Below are 15,260 nucleotides of genomic sequence, written 5' to 3'. Positions count from 1 at the left end.
CGTGGCCTTCAGAACCATAGGCGCAGGCCCAGGACCAGGCGCGGGTCGTTGTCCAGCTCGCCCTCGTCCCGGGCGTAGTCGGCGCTGCGGCCGTAGCTGCGGTTCCAGGTCACCCCTATATAAGGAGCGAACTCGCGGCGGATCTCGTAGCGCAGGCGCAGGCCGATCTCGCTGTCCGCCAGGCCTGCGCCCAGGCCCCGTTGCCGGTCATTGCGGCTATAGAGGTTGACCTCGGCGGAGGGCTGGAGGATCAGGCGTTGGGTCAGCAGCAAGTCGTAGTCACCCTTGAGGCGCAGGGCGGCCTGGCCGTCCTCGCCGAGGTAGGCGGTGACCTGGCTTTCAAAGTTGTACAGGGCCATGCCTTGCAGCCCCAGGGCGGCCCAGGTCTGCGGCGTGCCGGGCTTGAAGTCCTGGCGCAGGCCGCCCACCAGGTCCCACCAGGGGCCAAGGGCATGGCCCCACAGGGCTTGCAGCTCGGCGTGCTCGGTGACGCCCCGGGTGCGTTCGCCTTCACTGCGCAGCCAGAGCCGGTCGCGGTCGCCACCGACCCAGCCCTCGACCTCCCAGGCGACGCTGCCGCCCGGGTCGGCGTCCTGCCATTCCAACTGGTCCACCAGCAGGAAAGTGTTCAGCGACGGACCGTGGATGTGGCCGCTGGGGCCCTGGTAGACCGCCGCCCGATCGGCATCGGTCAGCACCGGGATCGGTGTGCGGCTTTGTGTGGGGGTTGGCGCCTGCATGCCGGGCATCTGCGAGTGGTCCATGGCACCCATGGCGTGGCCGGGCATGGTGGAGGGGGCCACGCCGGGCGTCGATTGGCCCTGTGTCGGCGCCTGCATGCCGGGCATCTGCGAGTGGTCTATGGCGCCCATGGCGGTCCCGGGCACGCTGGAATGGTCCATGCCCGGCATCGATTCGCCCTGTGCCGGTGCCCAGGGCCAGGCCAACAGGAGCAGGGCCAGGCCAACGCCGGGCTGCCGGGTGAAGCGGAGATAATCAAGCTTCATGGTGGCGTTCCTCCTCGACCCGGACTTCGCGGAACATGCCGCTTTCCATGTGGTACAGCAGGTGGCAGTGATAGGCCCAGCGCCCCAGGGCATCGGCGGTGACCCGGTAGCTGCGGCGGGTGCCCGGCGGCATGTCGATGGTGTGCTTGCGCACCTGGAAGCGGCCGTGTTCGTCCTCCAGGTCGCTCCACAGCCCGTGCAGGTGGATGGGGTGGGCCATCATGCTGTCGTTCACCAGTTCGATGCGCAGCCGCTCGCCATACCGCAGGCGCAGGGGTTCGGCTTCGGCAAAGGGGATGCCGTCGAAGGACCAGGCGAACTTTTCCATGTGCCCGGTCAGGTGCAGGATCAGGGTCCGGCTCGGTTCGCGACCGTCGGGGTCGGCGAAGGTGCTTTTCAGGTCGGCGTAGCGCAGCACCCGGCGGCCGTTGTCACGCAGGCCGATGCCCGGATCGTCCAGGCGCGGCATGGGGTTCACCGCCTGCATGTCCACCAGGGGGTTGTTGGTTTCCGAGGTCGGGTGGCTGATCGCGGTATTCATCGCGCCGTGATCCATGGCGGCCATGGCGCCATGGTCCATGCCCGGCATGGCCCCGTGATCCATGGCACCCATGGCCATGTCCGTCATGCCCAGTAGCGGTCGCGGGTCCATGGCCGGTGCCTCGGCCACGAGCCCGGGGGCGCTGGCCAGGGTGCCCAGGGCATAGCCGCTGCGGTCCATGGCCTGGGCGAACAAGGCGTGGGCTCCGGCACCGGGTTGCACCAGCACGTCGAAGGTTTCGGCCACGGCAATGCGCAGCTCATCCACGGTCACGGGCATCACGTGCTGGCCGTCGGCGGCGACCACGGTCATCTGCACCCCGGGGATGCGCAGGTCGAAATAGCTCATGGCCGAGGCATTGATCACTCGCAGGCGCAGGCGTTCGCCGGGGCGGAACAGCCCGCACCATGGCTGGCCCGGGGCCTGGCCGTTGAGCAGGAAGGTATAGGTGGCGCCGCTGACATCGGCGAGGTCGGTGGGGGTCATGTTCATCTGCGCCCACATGCTGCGTTCGGCCAGCGTGGCCGCCCAGCCGTCGCGGCCGACGTCCTCGATAAAGTCGCCCAGGGTGCGCTTGTGCTGGTTGTAGTAGTCGGACTGTTTCTTCAGGGTGCGCAGGATCTGCCCCGGCTCCTCGTCGCTCCAGTCCGAGAGCAGCACCACGTAGTCACGGTCGTAGCTGAAGGGTTCCGGTTCCCGGGCGTCGATCACCAGCGGGCCATACACCCCCAGTTGTTCCTGCAGCCCGGAATGGCTGTGGTACCAGTAGGTGCCGTGCTGCTTGACCGGGAAGCTGTAGCGGTAGAGCCCGCCGGGCTCAATGCCTTCGAAGCTCAGGCCGGGCACGCCGTCCATGTCGGCCGGCAGGATGATCCCGTGCCAGTGGATGGAACTGGGCTGGTCCAGGCGGTTGCGCACCCGCACAGTCACCCGGTCGCCTTCGCGCCAGCGCAGCAAGGGCCCGGGCAGGCTGCCGTTGATGGCCATGGCCTTGCGTGGCCGGCCGCTGAAGTTCACCGGCAACTGCTGGATGCACAGGTCGAAGTCGCTGCCGGCCAGGACCTCGGGCTGGCCCGGGCTGCTGATGGCCCAGACCGGGTTGCGCCACAGGCCGAAGCCGGCTAGCACGCCACCGGCAGCCAGGGCCTTGACGAAGGTGCGGCGGGAGGGGCTGTGGAACGAAGAGGGGCGCGGCATCGGAGGCTTCCAGTCAGTCAGCGGATTGGAGCGGACTCTAATCGGCGCTGGCTGTCAGGAAACTGAGGTGGGCATTACAGATTTGTCAGTCGTCGGGCTGTTCCAGGCGCTGCTTGAGGTTGGCCAGGGCCTGGCTCGAAAGCTGCTCCATGCGCGCTCGCAGGCCACTGAGCTGCAGGTCGGTGGCGTATTCCAGGGTGCGCCGGAACAGTGTGCCGTGGCCCTGCTTGCTCAACTGGTAGTGGAGCGAACCGTCCAGCGCTGCGGAACTGAACAGGGTCTTGAACTCCTTGGGAAACACCGCCACCAGCACCCGGTAGCTGATGGGCAGTTGCACCCCCAGCAAGTCCATGGTCTCACTGAAGCGGTGGCCGGCAGGCAATGAACCGCACAGGCCGGTGTCGGCACGCAGGCTGGAAGGGTGCCACTCCGGCCAGCGGTCCGGCTGCGTCACGTAGTAGTAGACGGTGTCGATACTGGCCTGGATAAACAGTTCGTGGCTGATCTGTTCATGCAACAGATGTGTCTGGCGCTGTCCCATGAGGCACCTCACGTCCTTGTGACCGGAGCCTGAAATATAGCCCCGCCCCGGCGGGCTGCCAGGGGCGGGGGCAGACCGTTCAGCGGACTTTGAAGCGGCTCATCAGGTGGCTGACCTGGGCATTGGCCTGCAACAGGCTCTGGGTGTTGCTTTCCCCGGCCCGGGCGCTGTCCACCAGCTCCTCGACCATGTGTCGGATGCTCACCATGCTGCGGTTGATTTCCTCGGTCACAGCGCTCTGCTGTTCGGCGGCGGTAGCGATCTGGGTGCTCAGGCTGTTGATCTGGCTCACCGAGTCGGCCATTTCGTCGAGCCCGCTGTTGACCCGCGCCGTGGCATCCGCCGCTGACTGGCAACTGGCCTGGGTGTTTTCCATGGCGCTGACCGAGGAACTCACGCCCTGGGTCAAGCGCGCGAGCATTTCGTTGATCTGCGAGGTGCTGTCCTGGGTCCGCGCGGCCAGGGCCCGCACTTCATCGGCGACCACGGCGAAGCCGCGGCCCTGTTCCCCGGCCCGGGCGGCCTCGATCGCGGCGTTCAGGGCCAGCAGGTTGGTCTGCCCGGCGATGGCGCCGATCACCCCGAGGACCTCGGTGATGCGCTGGGCGTCGGCTTGCATGGCCTCGACCTTGTGGGTGGCATCGGCGACTTCGTCGATCAATGCGATGACGCTGCCGGAAGCTTCGCCCACCACCACCCGGGAACGTTCTGCGTGTTCGTTGGCGCGGCGGGTGAAGTCTGCGGTCTGGGCAGCGTTGGCGGCAACGCTGTCGGCGGTGCTGCTCATTTCGGTAATGGCGGTCACCGTCTGATCGGTTTCCGAGGCATGGCGCAACAGGATCTGCTGGCTGTGGGCCGAGCTCTGCTGCAACTGCCCCAGGCTCCCGGCCATGGCCTCGGTGGCCTGGGTGACCTCGCCGATCATCTGCTGCAGGTACTGGATAAAGCGGTTCACCGAGTGGCCGATGGCCCCCAGTTCGTCCTCGGCGCGGATCACGATGCGCCGGGTCAGGTCGGCGTCGCCGGTGGCCAGGGCGTCGATATTGCCCTTGAGGATCTTCATACGCTGCACCAGCTGGCGGATCGCATAGACCTGCAGCAACACCAGCAGGATCACCATGGGGATCTGCAACAGGCTCAGGGTGCTCAGCACGTCGTCGCGTTGGGCGGTGATCAGCTGGGTCGGCAGGGCACTGGCGAGAAACCAGGGCGTGCCTTCGATGGCGCGCATGAAGAAGGTGCTGGGCACCCCGGCGTTGTCGAACTCGACGCGCCTTGCCCCCTGGTCACGCTGCTGCAGGGCGGCCTGGACCTGGGCGGCGAAGGGGGAGCCGGGGCTCAGGTCGCGGATGTTCTTGAGCACGATCGGGCCGTTGATCCGCGAGCTGTTGCTGATGATCTTGCCGTCGGCTTCGACGATCAGCATCTCGGCCTTGAGTGCCTGCTCCTGGCGCGCCACCAGGTCGTTGAAGAATCCCAGGGTCACGTCGATGGTGGCCACGCCCCAGGGCTGGCCGTCGCGGCGGATGGCCATGGCGCAGTTGGTGCGCGGCTCGGCACTGGCATCGTCCTTGTAGGCCGCGGCCCAGGCGCACTGGCCGGGGGCGGTCTGCATGCCGCCCAGGTACCAGGGCTGCTCGTAGTAGTTGGGGGCCGGGTCGCTGTTCCAGAAGGTGTTGACCACCAGCTTGCCGGAGGCATCACGGTGCCAGAAGGTGCTGTGCTTGTTGCGCCCTGGGGTGCGCTGGCCGGGCAGGGGCCAGATGCCGCCGCCGAAGACTTTCTGTTCACCGTACTGGTCCACCAGGCCCGGCAGGACCTTGTCGATGCTGTCGCTGTCGAGCAGGGGAATGGTCTGGGTGATGCTGCGTTGCTGGGCCTGGACCTTGTTCAGTTCGCCCTGGATGCGCTGCGCCACTTCGGCGATGCGGTTCAGGGCTACCTGTTCTTCGGTGTGACGCAGCTTGGGTGCTACCAGTTGGCTGATGCCCACCACTGTGAGTATCAGCATCAAGACAATGAACAGGACCAGAAACAGCGTGTAGCGGGCTTGAATCGTGCGCAAAGCGGGCATGGGACCTGTCCTTACCGAGCGATTTTTATTATTCGGGAATGGGATGCCTTGTCAGGGCATCCACAGGATGTCGGCGCGGTTTTCCCGCTCTTTAGTACGATCGTCCAAAAAAAGGCATGCCCTGGAAAAAATGCGTCCAGGGATGGTGGGGCAGGGCAAAGGCGCCCGGTCAAGGGCAAGGCCAGGCATGAAAAGATGACACCTTGATGGCCAGTGAAACTTGCCAAGCCTTTTAAACAGGGGCTTTGCGGCAATTGTGTCGAGTTTGTACAAAAATTGTAAATTCAGGAAATAAAGCGTTGTTGGTGCTTGCCACGGCGTTGATACTTGCGCCCATTCAGATGTTTCAACACGGCTTACATCCTTATTTAGATGCCTTGTCAGAAGTTTCATGGCGCTGAAAAAGGTGATTGGAAGGCCGGACTACAGGAGTTACAGCATGGCAATCGGATACGTCGGCGGCTGGACCAGTAAAGCTGGTCTGCTGGTGCAGGAAAACGGTGGCAGCTCGTCCAAACCGGTTTCCCAAAGCGCCAAGGTACGGCAGATGCTCAGCCTGGTAGGCCAGAACCCTACTGTGCTCGACATCCGCAAGATGGATCAGTTGAAGCTGCACAAGCAGATCAAGGGTTTCGATCCGACCAACGTCACCGCCAAGTCCCTGGGCGGCATGAGCACCTTTCTCAAGAACAATGGCCTGATTTCCGATGTCACGGCGCTGAACCTGATCAATGCGGGTGATCAGTTCGACCGTTTCGGGATTCCGAAGAACCCCGATCAGCCGTTCAATGCCCTCGAGTATTTCGCCATGAAGCTCGATGACATCCAGAACAACAACCTCAAGGGCAACAAGTACGCCAACTACCTGATCCCCGAGTACAAGAAAGCCATCTATGTACTTCAGGGTCTGCAGAACTATGGCAAGGGCAACGGCACCACGGTGACCGACAAGAACGTCTCCACCAAGGCCTGATTCCCATGGCGCGCACGGCTTGCCGGTGCGCGCCACAGCTCTGCTTTCAACGCCCCAGCAAGCCCATGACTTCTTCGGCATACCGGGTTCCGGCGGTGGTCTGCGGGCTGAAAATCTGCTCCAGTGACGCCAGTTCCTCGGCGCTCAGCCTCACCTCCAGTGCCGCCACGTTCTCCTCCAGATACCGTCGTTGCTTGGTTCCGGGAATCGGAATCAGGTAGTCGCCCTGGGCCAGCACCCAAGCCAGGGCCAGTTGCCCGCTGCTCACTCCCTTGTCCGCCGCCAACTGCTGCACCTGTTGCACCAGGCGCAGGTTGTGCTGGAAGTTCTCGCCCTGGAAACGCGGGTTGAAACGCCGGTAGTCGTCGGCGGCGAAGTCTTCCGGGCTTTTCAGGGCGCCGGTGAGAAACCCACGGCCCAGCGGGCTGTAGGGCACGAAGGCGATGCCCAGGCGCTGGCAGGCGGCGAGGCAGCCGTTGTCTTCCTGATCCCGGCTCCATAGCGAATATTCACTTTGCAGGGCGCTGATCGGGTGCACCTTGTGCGCCCGCTCCAGGGTCGCCGCCGAGGCTTCGCTCAGGCCCAGGTAGCGCACCTTGCCGGCCTGGACCAGCTCGGCCATGGCGCCGACGGTTTCCTCGATGGCCACGTCCGGGTCGACCCGGTGCTGGTAGTACAGGTCCAGGGTGTCCACCCCCAGGCGCCGCAGGCTGCCGTCGATGGCGGCGCGAACGTATTCCGGCCGGCCGTCGACCCCGCGGGCCGCCGGGTTGGCCGGGTCGCGGACAATGCCGAACTTGCTGGCCAGGAACACCTGTTCGCGCTTGCCGCGAATGGCCCGGCCGATCAGTTCTTCGTTGCTGTGGGGGCCGTAGATGTCGGCGGTATCGAGCAGGTTGACGCCCAGCTCCAGGGCCCGGTGCAAGGTGGCGACGGCCTCCTGGGGATCGTTGCCGGTGGTGTAGAAATCGCTCATGCCCATGCAGCCCAGGCCAATGGCGGAAACCTGCGGGCCGTCCTGGCCCAGTTGTCGAGTGCGCATCGATGAATGCTCCGGTAAGGGGAAAGAGCCTGCAGTGTGCTACTCGACAAAAAGCCGATAAACAGGCTAAAAGTGCTATCACTATTATTAAATTCTAAATAATCGTCAGGTTTGCTCCATGGATCGTTTCAACGCCATGCGCGTCTTTACCCGCATCGTCGAGCTGGGCGGCTTTGCCAAGGCTGCCGACAGTCTGCAGATGCCGCCGGCTTCGGTGACCATTCTGATCAAGCAACTGGAGGCCCATCTGGGGGTGCAGCTGTTGCACCGCACCACCCGCCAGGTCAGCCCGACCCTGGACGGAGCCGCCTATTACCAGCGTTGCGTACGCTTGCTGGCGGACCTGGAGGAAACCGAGGCGGCGTTCTCCCTGGCCCGGCACACCCCCCGCGGCCTGTTGCGTGTCGATATGCCGGTGGGCATCGGCCGGTTGCTGGTGATACCGGCGCTGCCGGAGTTTTCCGCGCGCTATCCGCAGATCGAACTGGAGATCGGCCTCAATGACCGCCCGGTGGACCTGATCCGCGAGGGCGTGGACTGTGCGCTACGGGCCGGGCCGGCCCTGGACGAGAGCCTGGTGGCGCGGCCGTTGGCGCAGTTGCAGCAAGTCACCTGTGCCAGCCCCGGGTACCTGCGCCAGCGGGGAATTCCCCGTACTCCGCAAGAGCTGCAAGGGCATCAGATGGTGGAGTATTTCTCCAATGTCAGCGGCAAGCGTTATGGCCTGGAGTTCTTCTTCGCCGGCCAGTTGCGGCCGGTGCAGTTGCCCAAGCGGGTGGCGGTGAACAGCGCCGATGGCTACCTGGCGGCCTGCGAAGCCGGCTACGGGCTGATCCAGACCCCGTACTACCACGTTGCCCGGCAGTTGCAGGATGCGACCCTGCAGCGGGTGCTGGAGGACTACCCGCTGCCTGCGTTGCCGCTGACCGCGCTGTACCCGCCCCAGCGGCACTTGTCGACCCGCCTGCGGGTATTCATCGATTGGCTGGTGGAGCTGTTTGCCCGCCCGGGCAATCCCATCTCTTGCCCCTGAATGGCCGGGCGCCAGACAGCAAAACGCCCGCGACAAGGCGGGCGTTGGTGGCGAGATCGGGCGGGTCATGGGCCGATGGACTGGCCGGTTGAATCAGCGGTGATAGTAGCCCGGGCCGCCGTCGTAGTAGCGGTGGTGCCCGCCGTCACGGGGCATGATGATGCAGCCCGACAGGGTCAGCATGGCCAGCAGGGGAATCAGCAGTGTGATTCGACGAAACATGGATCAATCCTCAAAGGGCTCGGGGAACACGGCAGGACGACAAGGAAGAAAAAACTCCTTCGCGCCTGTACCATGTGACCCCGATTTGCCCGGCCCATCCCCGAATCCGGGTATGTGCTTGGCATCGACCTTGATACAAAGCAGATACAATTTCAGCTTCAGGACCCGGCAATGACTCAGAAACAACGCTTGATCTACTCGATTCTGATTTCCCTGGTGGTACTGGGAATCATGCTTGGCCTTTCCTACCTGCAGAACAACGGCATCATCAGCGAGAAACTGTTCCAGTACATCGCCATTGGCGTGGCGGTGGTCGTGGTGGTGATCAACGGCGTGATGCGCCGCAAGGTCAAGCCCTGAACCCGGGCTCGACGGCCTCAGGAGAGACCGTCGAGCACCGCTGCGGCCTGCTGGTGCAGGCTGTAGCTCTTGTCTGCATTGAGGGTCAGTACCCCCTCGCTGCACAGCCGCTTGAGCACCTCCCGCACACTGAGAAAAGACAGGGGAATATCCAGTTCAAGCAGTTGGCTGTGGATGCCGCGCACCCCCAGGGAGCGGTCGCTCTGGGCCGCGGTGAGCAGGGCATCGATGACTTTCAGGCGAATCAGGCTGGTACGCAGGCCGAAGCTTTTGAGCAGGTGCTTGATTCGTTCGTTGCTGTTGCGCTCGGCGTTCTTGCCGAAGACACCGGCGCCGGCATTCAGGGAAGGCGTGCTGTTCACGGTGTTGCCGTCCATTGGCAGTTGCGGGTTGTACATGCAAAAACTCCTTATCAGAGCCTGATCAGGAAAAGAATGATGGATGCTCTAGTCACTAGACGAACGAGCACGGCAAATCATGAAGTCCCGAATGTAGAAAATTTGTCGGTATCAAGTCGCTGACATGTGATGGCGGGGCGTTTGGCCTTTGCGGGTTAAATTTTTTTCAAGCAGTTCGTCTTTATGGGCAGGCAGGCGTCGGGTGATCCGTGCGCGGCTGGATTCCCAGACTGGCGGCGTTGCCAACCGCTCCTGCACACCAGTCCTGGTTCTGTATTTTTGCATCAGGAGTCGGCGTGATCATTTCCAGGCAGTTACCGAGTTTTTGCCTTGCAGCCCTGTTTCTAAGCTTGAGCGGTGGCGCCCATGCCCTGGCGCAGCCCGAGCAGACCCGCGCCGAGATTCGCCGCACCAGTTTTGGCGTGCCGCACATCCGTGCCGACGACGAGCGCGGCCTGGGCTACGGCATCGGCTATGCCTACGCCCAGGACAACCTGTGCCTGATGGCCAATGAGGTGCTGACGGTCAACGCCCAGCGCTCGCAGTACTTCGGCGCCGAGGGCCAGACCCTGGAACAGCGCGACAACCTCAGCAGCGACCTGTTCTTCAGTTGGCTCAACACCCCCCAGGCCGTGGCGGCCTTCTGGCAGGCCCAGCCCCTGGCGATGCGCGAGCGCATGCAGGGTTACGTCGAGGGCTACAACCGCCAGTTGGCCGAACGCCAGGCCCAGGGCCTGCCCGAGCAATGCCGGGGTGACTGGGTGCGGCCGCTGGCCACCTCGGACCTGGTGAAACTGACTCGACGCCTGCTGGTGGAAGGCGGTGCCGGGCAGTTCGCCGAGGCCCTGGCCGGGGCCTCGCCACCTGGAGCCACGGCCCAGGCCGGGCTGCCGGCCGAGCACTGGCAACTGGCGGCGGCGCGCCAGCAGCGTTTCGCCCTGGACCGTGGCAGCAACGCGGTGGCCATCGGTAGCGAGCGTTCGTTCAACGGCCGTGGGCTGCTGCTGGCCAACCCGCATTTCCCCTGGGTCGGCGGCATGCGCTTCTACCAGATGCACCTGACCATTGCCGGGCAACTGGATGTGATGGGCGCGGCCTTGCCCGGCCTGCCGCTGATCAATATCGGCTTCAACCAGCACCTGGCCTGGACCCACACCGTGGACGCCTCCAAGCACTTCACCCTGTACCGCTTGCAACTGGACCCCAAGGACCCGACCCGCTACCTGCTGGATGGCCGTTCGCTGCCCCTGCAGCGCCAGACCCTGACCGTGCAGAGCAAGGGCCCGGATGGCCAATTGCAGCCGCGCACGCGCACGCTCTACAGCTCGGTCTTCGGCCCGATCGTGCAGTGGCCGGGGGAACTGGACTGGGATCATCAATATGCCTACAGCCTGCGCGACGCCAACCTGGACAACAGCCGGGTGCTGGCCCAGTGGTACGCGATGAACCAGGCCAGCAGCGTGGCCGCTCTGCAAGACAGCGTTCACCAGTTGCAGGGCATTCCCTGGGTCAACACCCTGGCGGTGGATGACCAGGGCCGGGCGCTGTACATGAACCAGTCGGTGGTGCCCAACGTCACCCAGGCCAAGCTGGCGCAGTGCAGTGATCCGCGGATCGGCACCCGGGTCATCGTTCTGGATGGCTCGCGCAGTGCCTGTGCCTGGGATATCGACCCGGCAGCGGCGCAACCGGGGATCTTCGCCGCCAGCCAGTTGCCGCAACTGGCGCGCAACGACTACCTGCAGCATTCCAACGATTCGGCCTGGATGGTCAACCCGGCGGCGCCGCTGCAAGGCTTTTCGCCGGTGATCAGCGAGCAGGACGTGCCGCTGAAGATGCGCGCGCGCTTTGCTCTGGATCGCCTGAGCCGGATGCACAAGGCCCAGGTCAGCGACCTGCAGCACCTGGTCACGGACGATCAGGTGTACCTGGCCGGCCAGGTGATGCCCGATCTGCTGCAGTTCTGTGAGCAGGACCTGGGGGCCGATGCCCAGCGCCTGGGGCCGGTGTGCGCCAGCCTGAACGCCTGGGACCGCAGCGCGGGGCTGCAGGCCGGCCTGGGCTTCGTGCACTTCCAGGGCATCATGCAGCCGCTGTTGCAGGACCCCAGCCTGTGGCGCGTGGCCTTTGACCCGAAAGATCCCCTGCACACCCCACGGGGCCTGGCCATTGGCCGGCCAGCGGTGGCCCGGGCACTGCGCGAGTCGATGCTGGCTTCGGCGCAGCAGGTCGCCGAGGCCGGGCTGGGCAGTGACGTCCGTTGGGGCGATATCCAGCAGGTCAGCCAGGGCGGCCAGCCGACCCCGGTGCCCGGCGGCCCTGAAAGCCTGGGGGTGTACAACGCCATCCAGAGCGTGCCGGCGGCCGACGGCAAGCGCGAGGTGGTCAGCGGCACCAGCTACCTGAACGTGGTCAGCTTCGACGAGCAGGGGCCGCGCGCCCTGGGGTTGCTGGCGTTCTCCCTGTCCAGTGACCCGGCCTCAGCGCATTTTCGCGACCAGACCGCTGCTTTCGCCCGCAACCAGTGGAGCGTGCTGCCCTTTACCGACGCGCAGATCCGTGCCGATGGCCAGTATCAATTGCAGGTGATCGAAGAACCGCGCAAGGAGGCGGTACTGGCGCACCCGTAACGGTTGAGCGTGAGCATTGGAGAAGGAGGCCGCCCCGGCAACGGGGCGGCCTTCAGCTTTTTGGCGGGGACTGGGGCAGTGAGTTGATCACCGGATTGCCGTCGCGATTGCGCGTCAGGTAGACCGGCAGCACCTTGGGCAGCGAGGTCAGCAGGCTCTTGATTTCCCGGGTGTTGTAGATGCCGCCGACGCGGATCTTGCCGGTATTGGCGTCGGCGACCTGCACCGGAGTGTCCAGGTAGCGGTTGATCAGTGGCAGGGCGTCGGTGAGGGCCAGGTTGTCCAGCACCAGCTTGCCTTCGCGCCAGGCCAGGGAGCTGTCGTTGCTGTAGGTCTGGCTGATCTGCGGCTGGTAGTCGCCGGCCTTGTAGCTGGCCTGCATGCCCGGCTCCAGGCGGAAACCTTCGCCGTGCAGGGCGGTGTTGCTGCTCACCAGGACCGAGCCCTGGAGCAGGGTGACGCGCACCTGGTCCTCGTACATCCACACATTGAACTGGGTGCCGGTGACCTTGACCTGGCCATTGGCGGCCTTGACCACGAACGGGTGGCTGGCGTCGTGACTGACCTTGAAGAAGGCTTCGCCTTTTTTCAGGGTGACCCGGCGCTGGTCCTTGTAGTTGCTGTAGATCAGGGTGCTGCCCAGGTTCAGTTGCACCTGGCTGCCATCGGCCAGGGTCACGCTGCGCAGGCTGTCGCCGGCCTCGAATCGCTGGTAGGAAGACGGCACCCAACCCAGTTCCCAGCCGCTGTAGGCGGCCAGGGGCAGGGCGCACAGGGCGATGGCCGCCGCCACGCCATATTGCTGCCAGGTGCGCCGGGGAACGCGCTTGACCGGTGTGGGGGCTGGTGCGGCAGTGAGGGTGGAGGGGGGCAGTTGATCGGCCACTTCCCATATTTCCCGCATTGCCTCGTATTCGAAGGCGTGCAGGGGGTCGGCATCATGCCATTGCTGAAAGGCCAGACGCTCCGCGTCGCTGCAGTCGGGTTCATGCAGGCGCATGCACCACTGGGCTGCCGCTTGGGTGATGGCGTCGTATTCGGCTTCTGAGAGGATCTGTTCGCTCATTGACTCTTCCTGATTTCCCGCATTCTACCCTCCGCGGCAAGTCTTGGAGAACAACCGTCATGGCTAATGAGTATCAAAGTGAACTTATTTTCATCTGGCACGCCCTAAAACCAGGCTCTGTATCGAAAGTGAATACACAAGGAGAAGGACCATGTTGAAGAAGACACTTGCCGCATTGCTTGCCACCGCCAGCCTGCTGGGTGCCGGAGCGGCCCTGGCCGACCGTCCGGGGGCCGGTTGGATCACCATTGAAAAAGCCATTGAAACCGCAAAGACCAAGGCCGGCTACGTGGAGATCTACAAGATCGAAGCGGACAACGACGGCTATTGGGAAGGCGAAGGGCGCAAGTCCGATGGCAGCGTCTATGAATTTCGCATCGACGGCGCCTCGGGCAATGTGCTGCGCGACCAGAAGGACTGAACCAGGCTGATACAGCCCCCTGCGCCTTGCCACGGCAGTGCACAGGGGGCTTTTTATTGCTCCAGGGGGATGGTTGTTCCGGCCATCCTGGCACCTTCCCTGCAAGCCGCCGGCAGTGGTTGACAGGGTTGGAGTGCGGCGTTGTTTAATCGCCAGGTTCACACGCTGTCGCCCCCTCCAATAATTACTCTGGAGCTTCAGATGTCTGCATCGTCCGTGGTTGTTGAAACACCGCCCCAATACCTTTCTTTACCGGCCCTGGTGCAGTTGCTGGAAACGATTTTCCTGCGCCACGGCTGCCGCGCCGAAGTGGCCCGCTGCCTGGCCGAGAACTGTGCCGGTGCCGAGCGCGACGGAGCCCACAGCCATGGCGTGTTCCGCATTCCCGGTTATGTCTCGACCCTGGCCAGTGGTTGGGTCGACGGCCAGGCCGTGCCGGTGGTGGAGGATGTGGCGGCGGCCTTTGTCCGGGTCGACGCCGGCAACGGTTTTGCCCAGCCGGCCCTGGCTGCCGCCCGCGAGCTGCTGGTGAGCAAGGCCCGCAACGCCGGTATCGCGGTGCTGGCTATCCGCAATTCGCACCACTTCGCCGCACTCTGGCCGGATGTCGAGCCCTTCGCCGAGGAAGGGCTGGTGGCCTTGAGCGTGGTCAACAGCATGACCTGCGTCGTGCCCCATGGCGCCGACAGGCCGTTGTTCGGCACCAACCCGATCGCCTTCGCCGCCCCCCAGGCCCAGGGCCAGCCGATCGTCTTCGACCTGGCCACCAGCGCCATTGCCCATGGCGACGTGCAGATCGCCGCGCGCAAGGGCGAGCGCCTGCCGCCGGGCATCGGCGTCGACAGCCTGGGCCAGCCGACCCAGGACCCCAAGGCGATTCTTGAAGGTGGCGCCTTGCTGCCCTTTGGCGGGCACAAGGGGTCGGCTCTGTCGATGATGGTGGAGCTGCTGGCCGCAGCCCTGACCGGGGGCAACTTCTCCTTTGAATTCGACTGGTCCGGCCACCCGGGGGCCAAGACACCCTGGACCGGCCAGTTGCTGATCGTCATCGACCCGAGCAAGGCCGCCGGGCAGAGTTTTGCCGAGCGCAGCCAGGAGCTGGTGCGGCAGATGCACGCGGTGGGGCTCAAGCGCCTGCCGGGGGATCGCCGGCATCAGCAGCGCGAGCGTTCGCAGCAGGCGGGTATCGCCATTCCCGCCGAGCAGCTGCAGCAATTGCGGGCGCTGGCCCAGGACTGAAGGCATGAAAAAGGCCAGGCCGCCTTGGCGTACCTGGCCTCAACGTTGCGCGGGCGTTTAGGAACGACGACCCAGCAACAGGCCTACCACCAGGCCGAAACCGGCGGAGATGGCCACGGTCTGCCACGGGTGGCCACCGATGTACTGCTCGGTGGCATCCACCACCGGCTTGCTGCGCTCGCGCACATTGCTGACCGAATCCAGCGCCTGCTTGAGCTTGAGGCTGACTTGCTGGCGCAGGCTCTCACCTTCTTCGCCCACCAGGCTGGCGCTGCCCTTGAGCAGCTTTTCCGATTCTTCGATCAGCGCCTGCAGTTCGCTGAAGGCCTGGTCCTTGATTTGATCGTTTTCCGCTTGCGCGGCAGATTTACGAGCCATGAAGTTTTTTCCTTGGAAATATCGCCGCTGGTGCACAACGCATCCGCCAGCGGCTACAGGTGAATGGGTAGCAAGCAATGGAGTCCGGCGCGGGGGCAAAAGTTGCAGTTGTTTTACGCCCCGTTGGCGACCCCGGGG

Annotated in this window: 15 protein-coding genes; 6 read left to right on the top strand and 9 right to left on the bottom strand. The window is 64.5% G+C overall.

The genetic code is table 11. The features are described from left to right. Positions 1-8: 8 nt before the first annotated feature. The 4 genes from KCG88_RS06120 to KCG88_RS06105 form a co-directional block, all read right to left on the bottom strand. Positions 9-1,007, bottom strand: a complete 999-nt coding sequence (locus KCG88_RS06120) for a copper resistance protein B (protein WP_210711976.1) — start codon at positions 1,005-1,007, stop codon at positions 9-11. Further along, positions 997-2,745, bottom strand: coding sequence for a copper resistance system multicopper oxidase (locus KCG88_RS06115; RefSeq protein WP_210711975.1), 1,749 nt, complete (start codon positions 2,743-2,745; stop codon positions 997-999). Before KCG88_RS06115 ends, KCG88_RS06120 begins: the two co-directional genes overlap by 11 nt. 85 nt (positions 2,746-2,830) lie before the next feature. After that, on the bottom strand, positions 2,831-3,286 hold the full coding sequence (locus KCG88_RS06110; RefSeq protein WP_047286404.1) for an SRPBCC family protein: 456 nt from the start codon (positions 3,284-3,286) through the stop codon (positions 2,831-2,833). A 79-nt stretch (positions 3,287-3,365) separates the two neighbouring features. Beyond that, a complete protein-coding gene (locus tag KCG88_RS06105) occupies positions 3,366-5,360 on the bottom strand; it encodes a methyl-accepting chemotaxis protein (protein ID WP_019095246.1) in 1,995 nt (664 codons plus the stop codon). A gap of 439 nt (positions 5,361-5,799) precedes the next feature. Between KCG88_RS06105 and KCG88_RS06100 the strand changes: the two genes are divergently transcribed. After that, complete coding sequence (locus tag KCG88_RS06100; protein WP_047286406.1) at positions 5,800-6,333, top strand: hypothetical protein; 534 nt, start codon at positions 5,800-5,802, stop codon at positions 6,331-6,333. Positions 6,334-6,379: 46 nt separating this feature from the next. On the opposite strand, the gene KCG88_RS06095 is transcribed toward KCG88_RS06100, so the two are convergent. Then, positions 6,380-7,375, bottom strand: a complete 996-nt coding sequence (locus tag KCG88_RS06095; protein WP_047336729.1) for an aldo/keto reductase — start codon at positions 7,373-7,375, stop codon at positions 6,380-6,382. 118 nt (positions 7,376-7,493) lie between these two features. Between KCG88_RS06095 and KCG88_RS06090 the strand changes: the two genes are divergently transcribed. Then, positions 7,494-8,408, top strand: coding sequence for a LysR family transcriptional regulator (locus KCG88_RS06090; protein ID WP_047286408.1), 915 nt, complete (start codon positions 7,494-7,496; stop codon positions 8,406-8,408). A gap of 93 nt (positions 8,409-8,501) precedes the next feature. Here the strand turns inward: KCG88_RS06090 and KCG88_RS31100 are convergent, their stop codons facing one another. Then, the gene (locus KCG88_RS31100; protein WP_263860833.1) at positions 8,502-8,630 is read right to left on the bottom strand and encodes a hypothetical protein; all 129 of its coding nucleotides are present in this window, start codon (positions 8,628-8,630) and stop codon (positions 8,502-8,504) included. Between the two features lie 171 nt (positions 8,631-8,801). On the opposite strand from KCG88_RS31100, the gene KCG88_RS06085 reads away from it, so the two are divergent. Beyond that, complete coding sequence (locus KCG88_RS06085) at positions 8,802-8,990, top strand: hypothetical protein (protein ID WP_015635538.1); 189 nt, start codon at positions 8,802-8,804, stop codon at positions 8,988-8,990. Between the two features lie 17 nt (positions 8,991-9,007). Here the strand turns inward: KCG88_RS06085 and KCG88_RS06080 are convergent, their stop codons facing one another. Next, entirely contained in the window at positions 9,008-9,388 is a 381-nt protein-coding gene (locus KCG88_RS06080) for a hypothetical protein (protein ID WP_011061190.1), read from the bottom strand. Positions 9,389-9,684: 296 nt separating this feature from the next. On the opposite strand from KCG88_RS06080, the gene KCG88_RS06075 reads away from it, so the two are divergent. Then, complete coding sequence (locus KCG88_RS06075; protein WP_210711974.1) at positions 9,685-12,018, top strand: acylase; 2,334 nt, start codon at positions 9,685-9,687, stop codon at positions 12,016-12,018. A 52-nt stretch (positions 12,019-12,070) separates the two neighbouring features. Here the strand turns inward: KCG88_RS06075 and KCG88_RS06070 are convergent, their stop codons facing one another. Next, positions 12,071-13,084, bottom strand: coding sequence for a FecR family protein (locus KCG88_RS06070; RefSeq protein WP_047336732.1), 1,014 nt, complete (start codon positions 13,082-13,084; stop codon positions 12,071-12,073). Between the two features lie 151 nt (positions 13,085-13,235). Here KCG88_RS06070 and KCG88_RS06065 point away from each other — a divergent pair, with 151 nt between their 5' ends. Together KCG88_RS06065 and KCG88_RS06060 are read left to right on the top strand one after the other, a co-directional pair. Further along, positions 13,236-13,505 carry a PepSY domain-containing protein gene (locus tag KCG88_RS06065; RefSeq protein ID WP_011061193.1) on the top strand — a complete coding sequence of 90 codons (270 nt, stop codon included), beginning with the start codon at positions 13,236-13,238 and terminating at the stop codon, positions 13,503-13,505. A gap of 201 nt (positions 13,506-13,706) precedes the next feature. Further along, entirely contained in the window at positions 13,707-14,744 is a 1,038-nt protein-coding gene (locus tag KCG88_RS06060) for an Ldh family oxidoreductase (protein ID WP_047336733.1), read from the top strand. A 57-nt stretch (positions 14,745-14,801) separates the two neighbouring features. Here the strand turns inward: KCG88_RS06060 and KCG88_RS06055 are convergent, their stop codons facing one another. Continuing rightward, complete coding sequence (locus KCG88_RS06055; protein ID WP_011061195.1) at positions 14,802-15,122, bottom strand: DUF883 family protein; 321 nt, start codon at positions 15,120-15,122, stop codon at positions 14,802-14,804. Positions 15,123-15,260 lie beyond the last annotated feature (138 nt).

It is taken from the genome of Pseudomonas sp. MWU349 (genome assembly GCF_017947325.1).
Lineage (GTDB): Bacteria > Pseudomonadota > Gammaproteobacteria > Pseudomonadales > Pseudomonadaceae > Aquipseudomonas > Aquipseudomonas protegens.
Note: the sequence above shows the minus strand (reverse complement) of the source record. Positions and strands in the feature narration are given on the sequence as shown.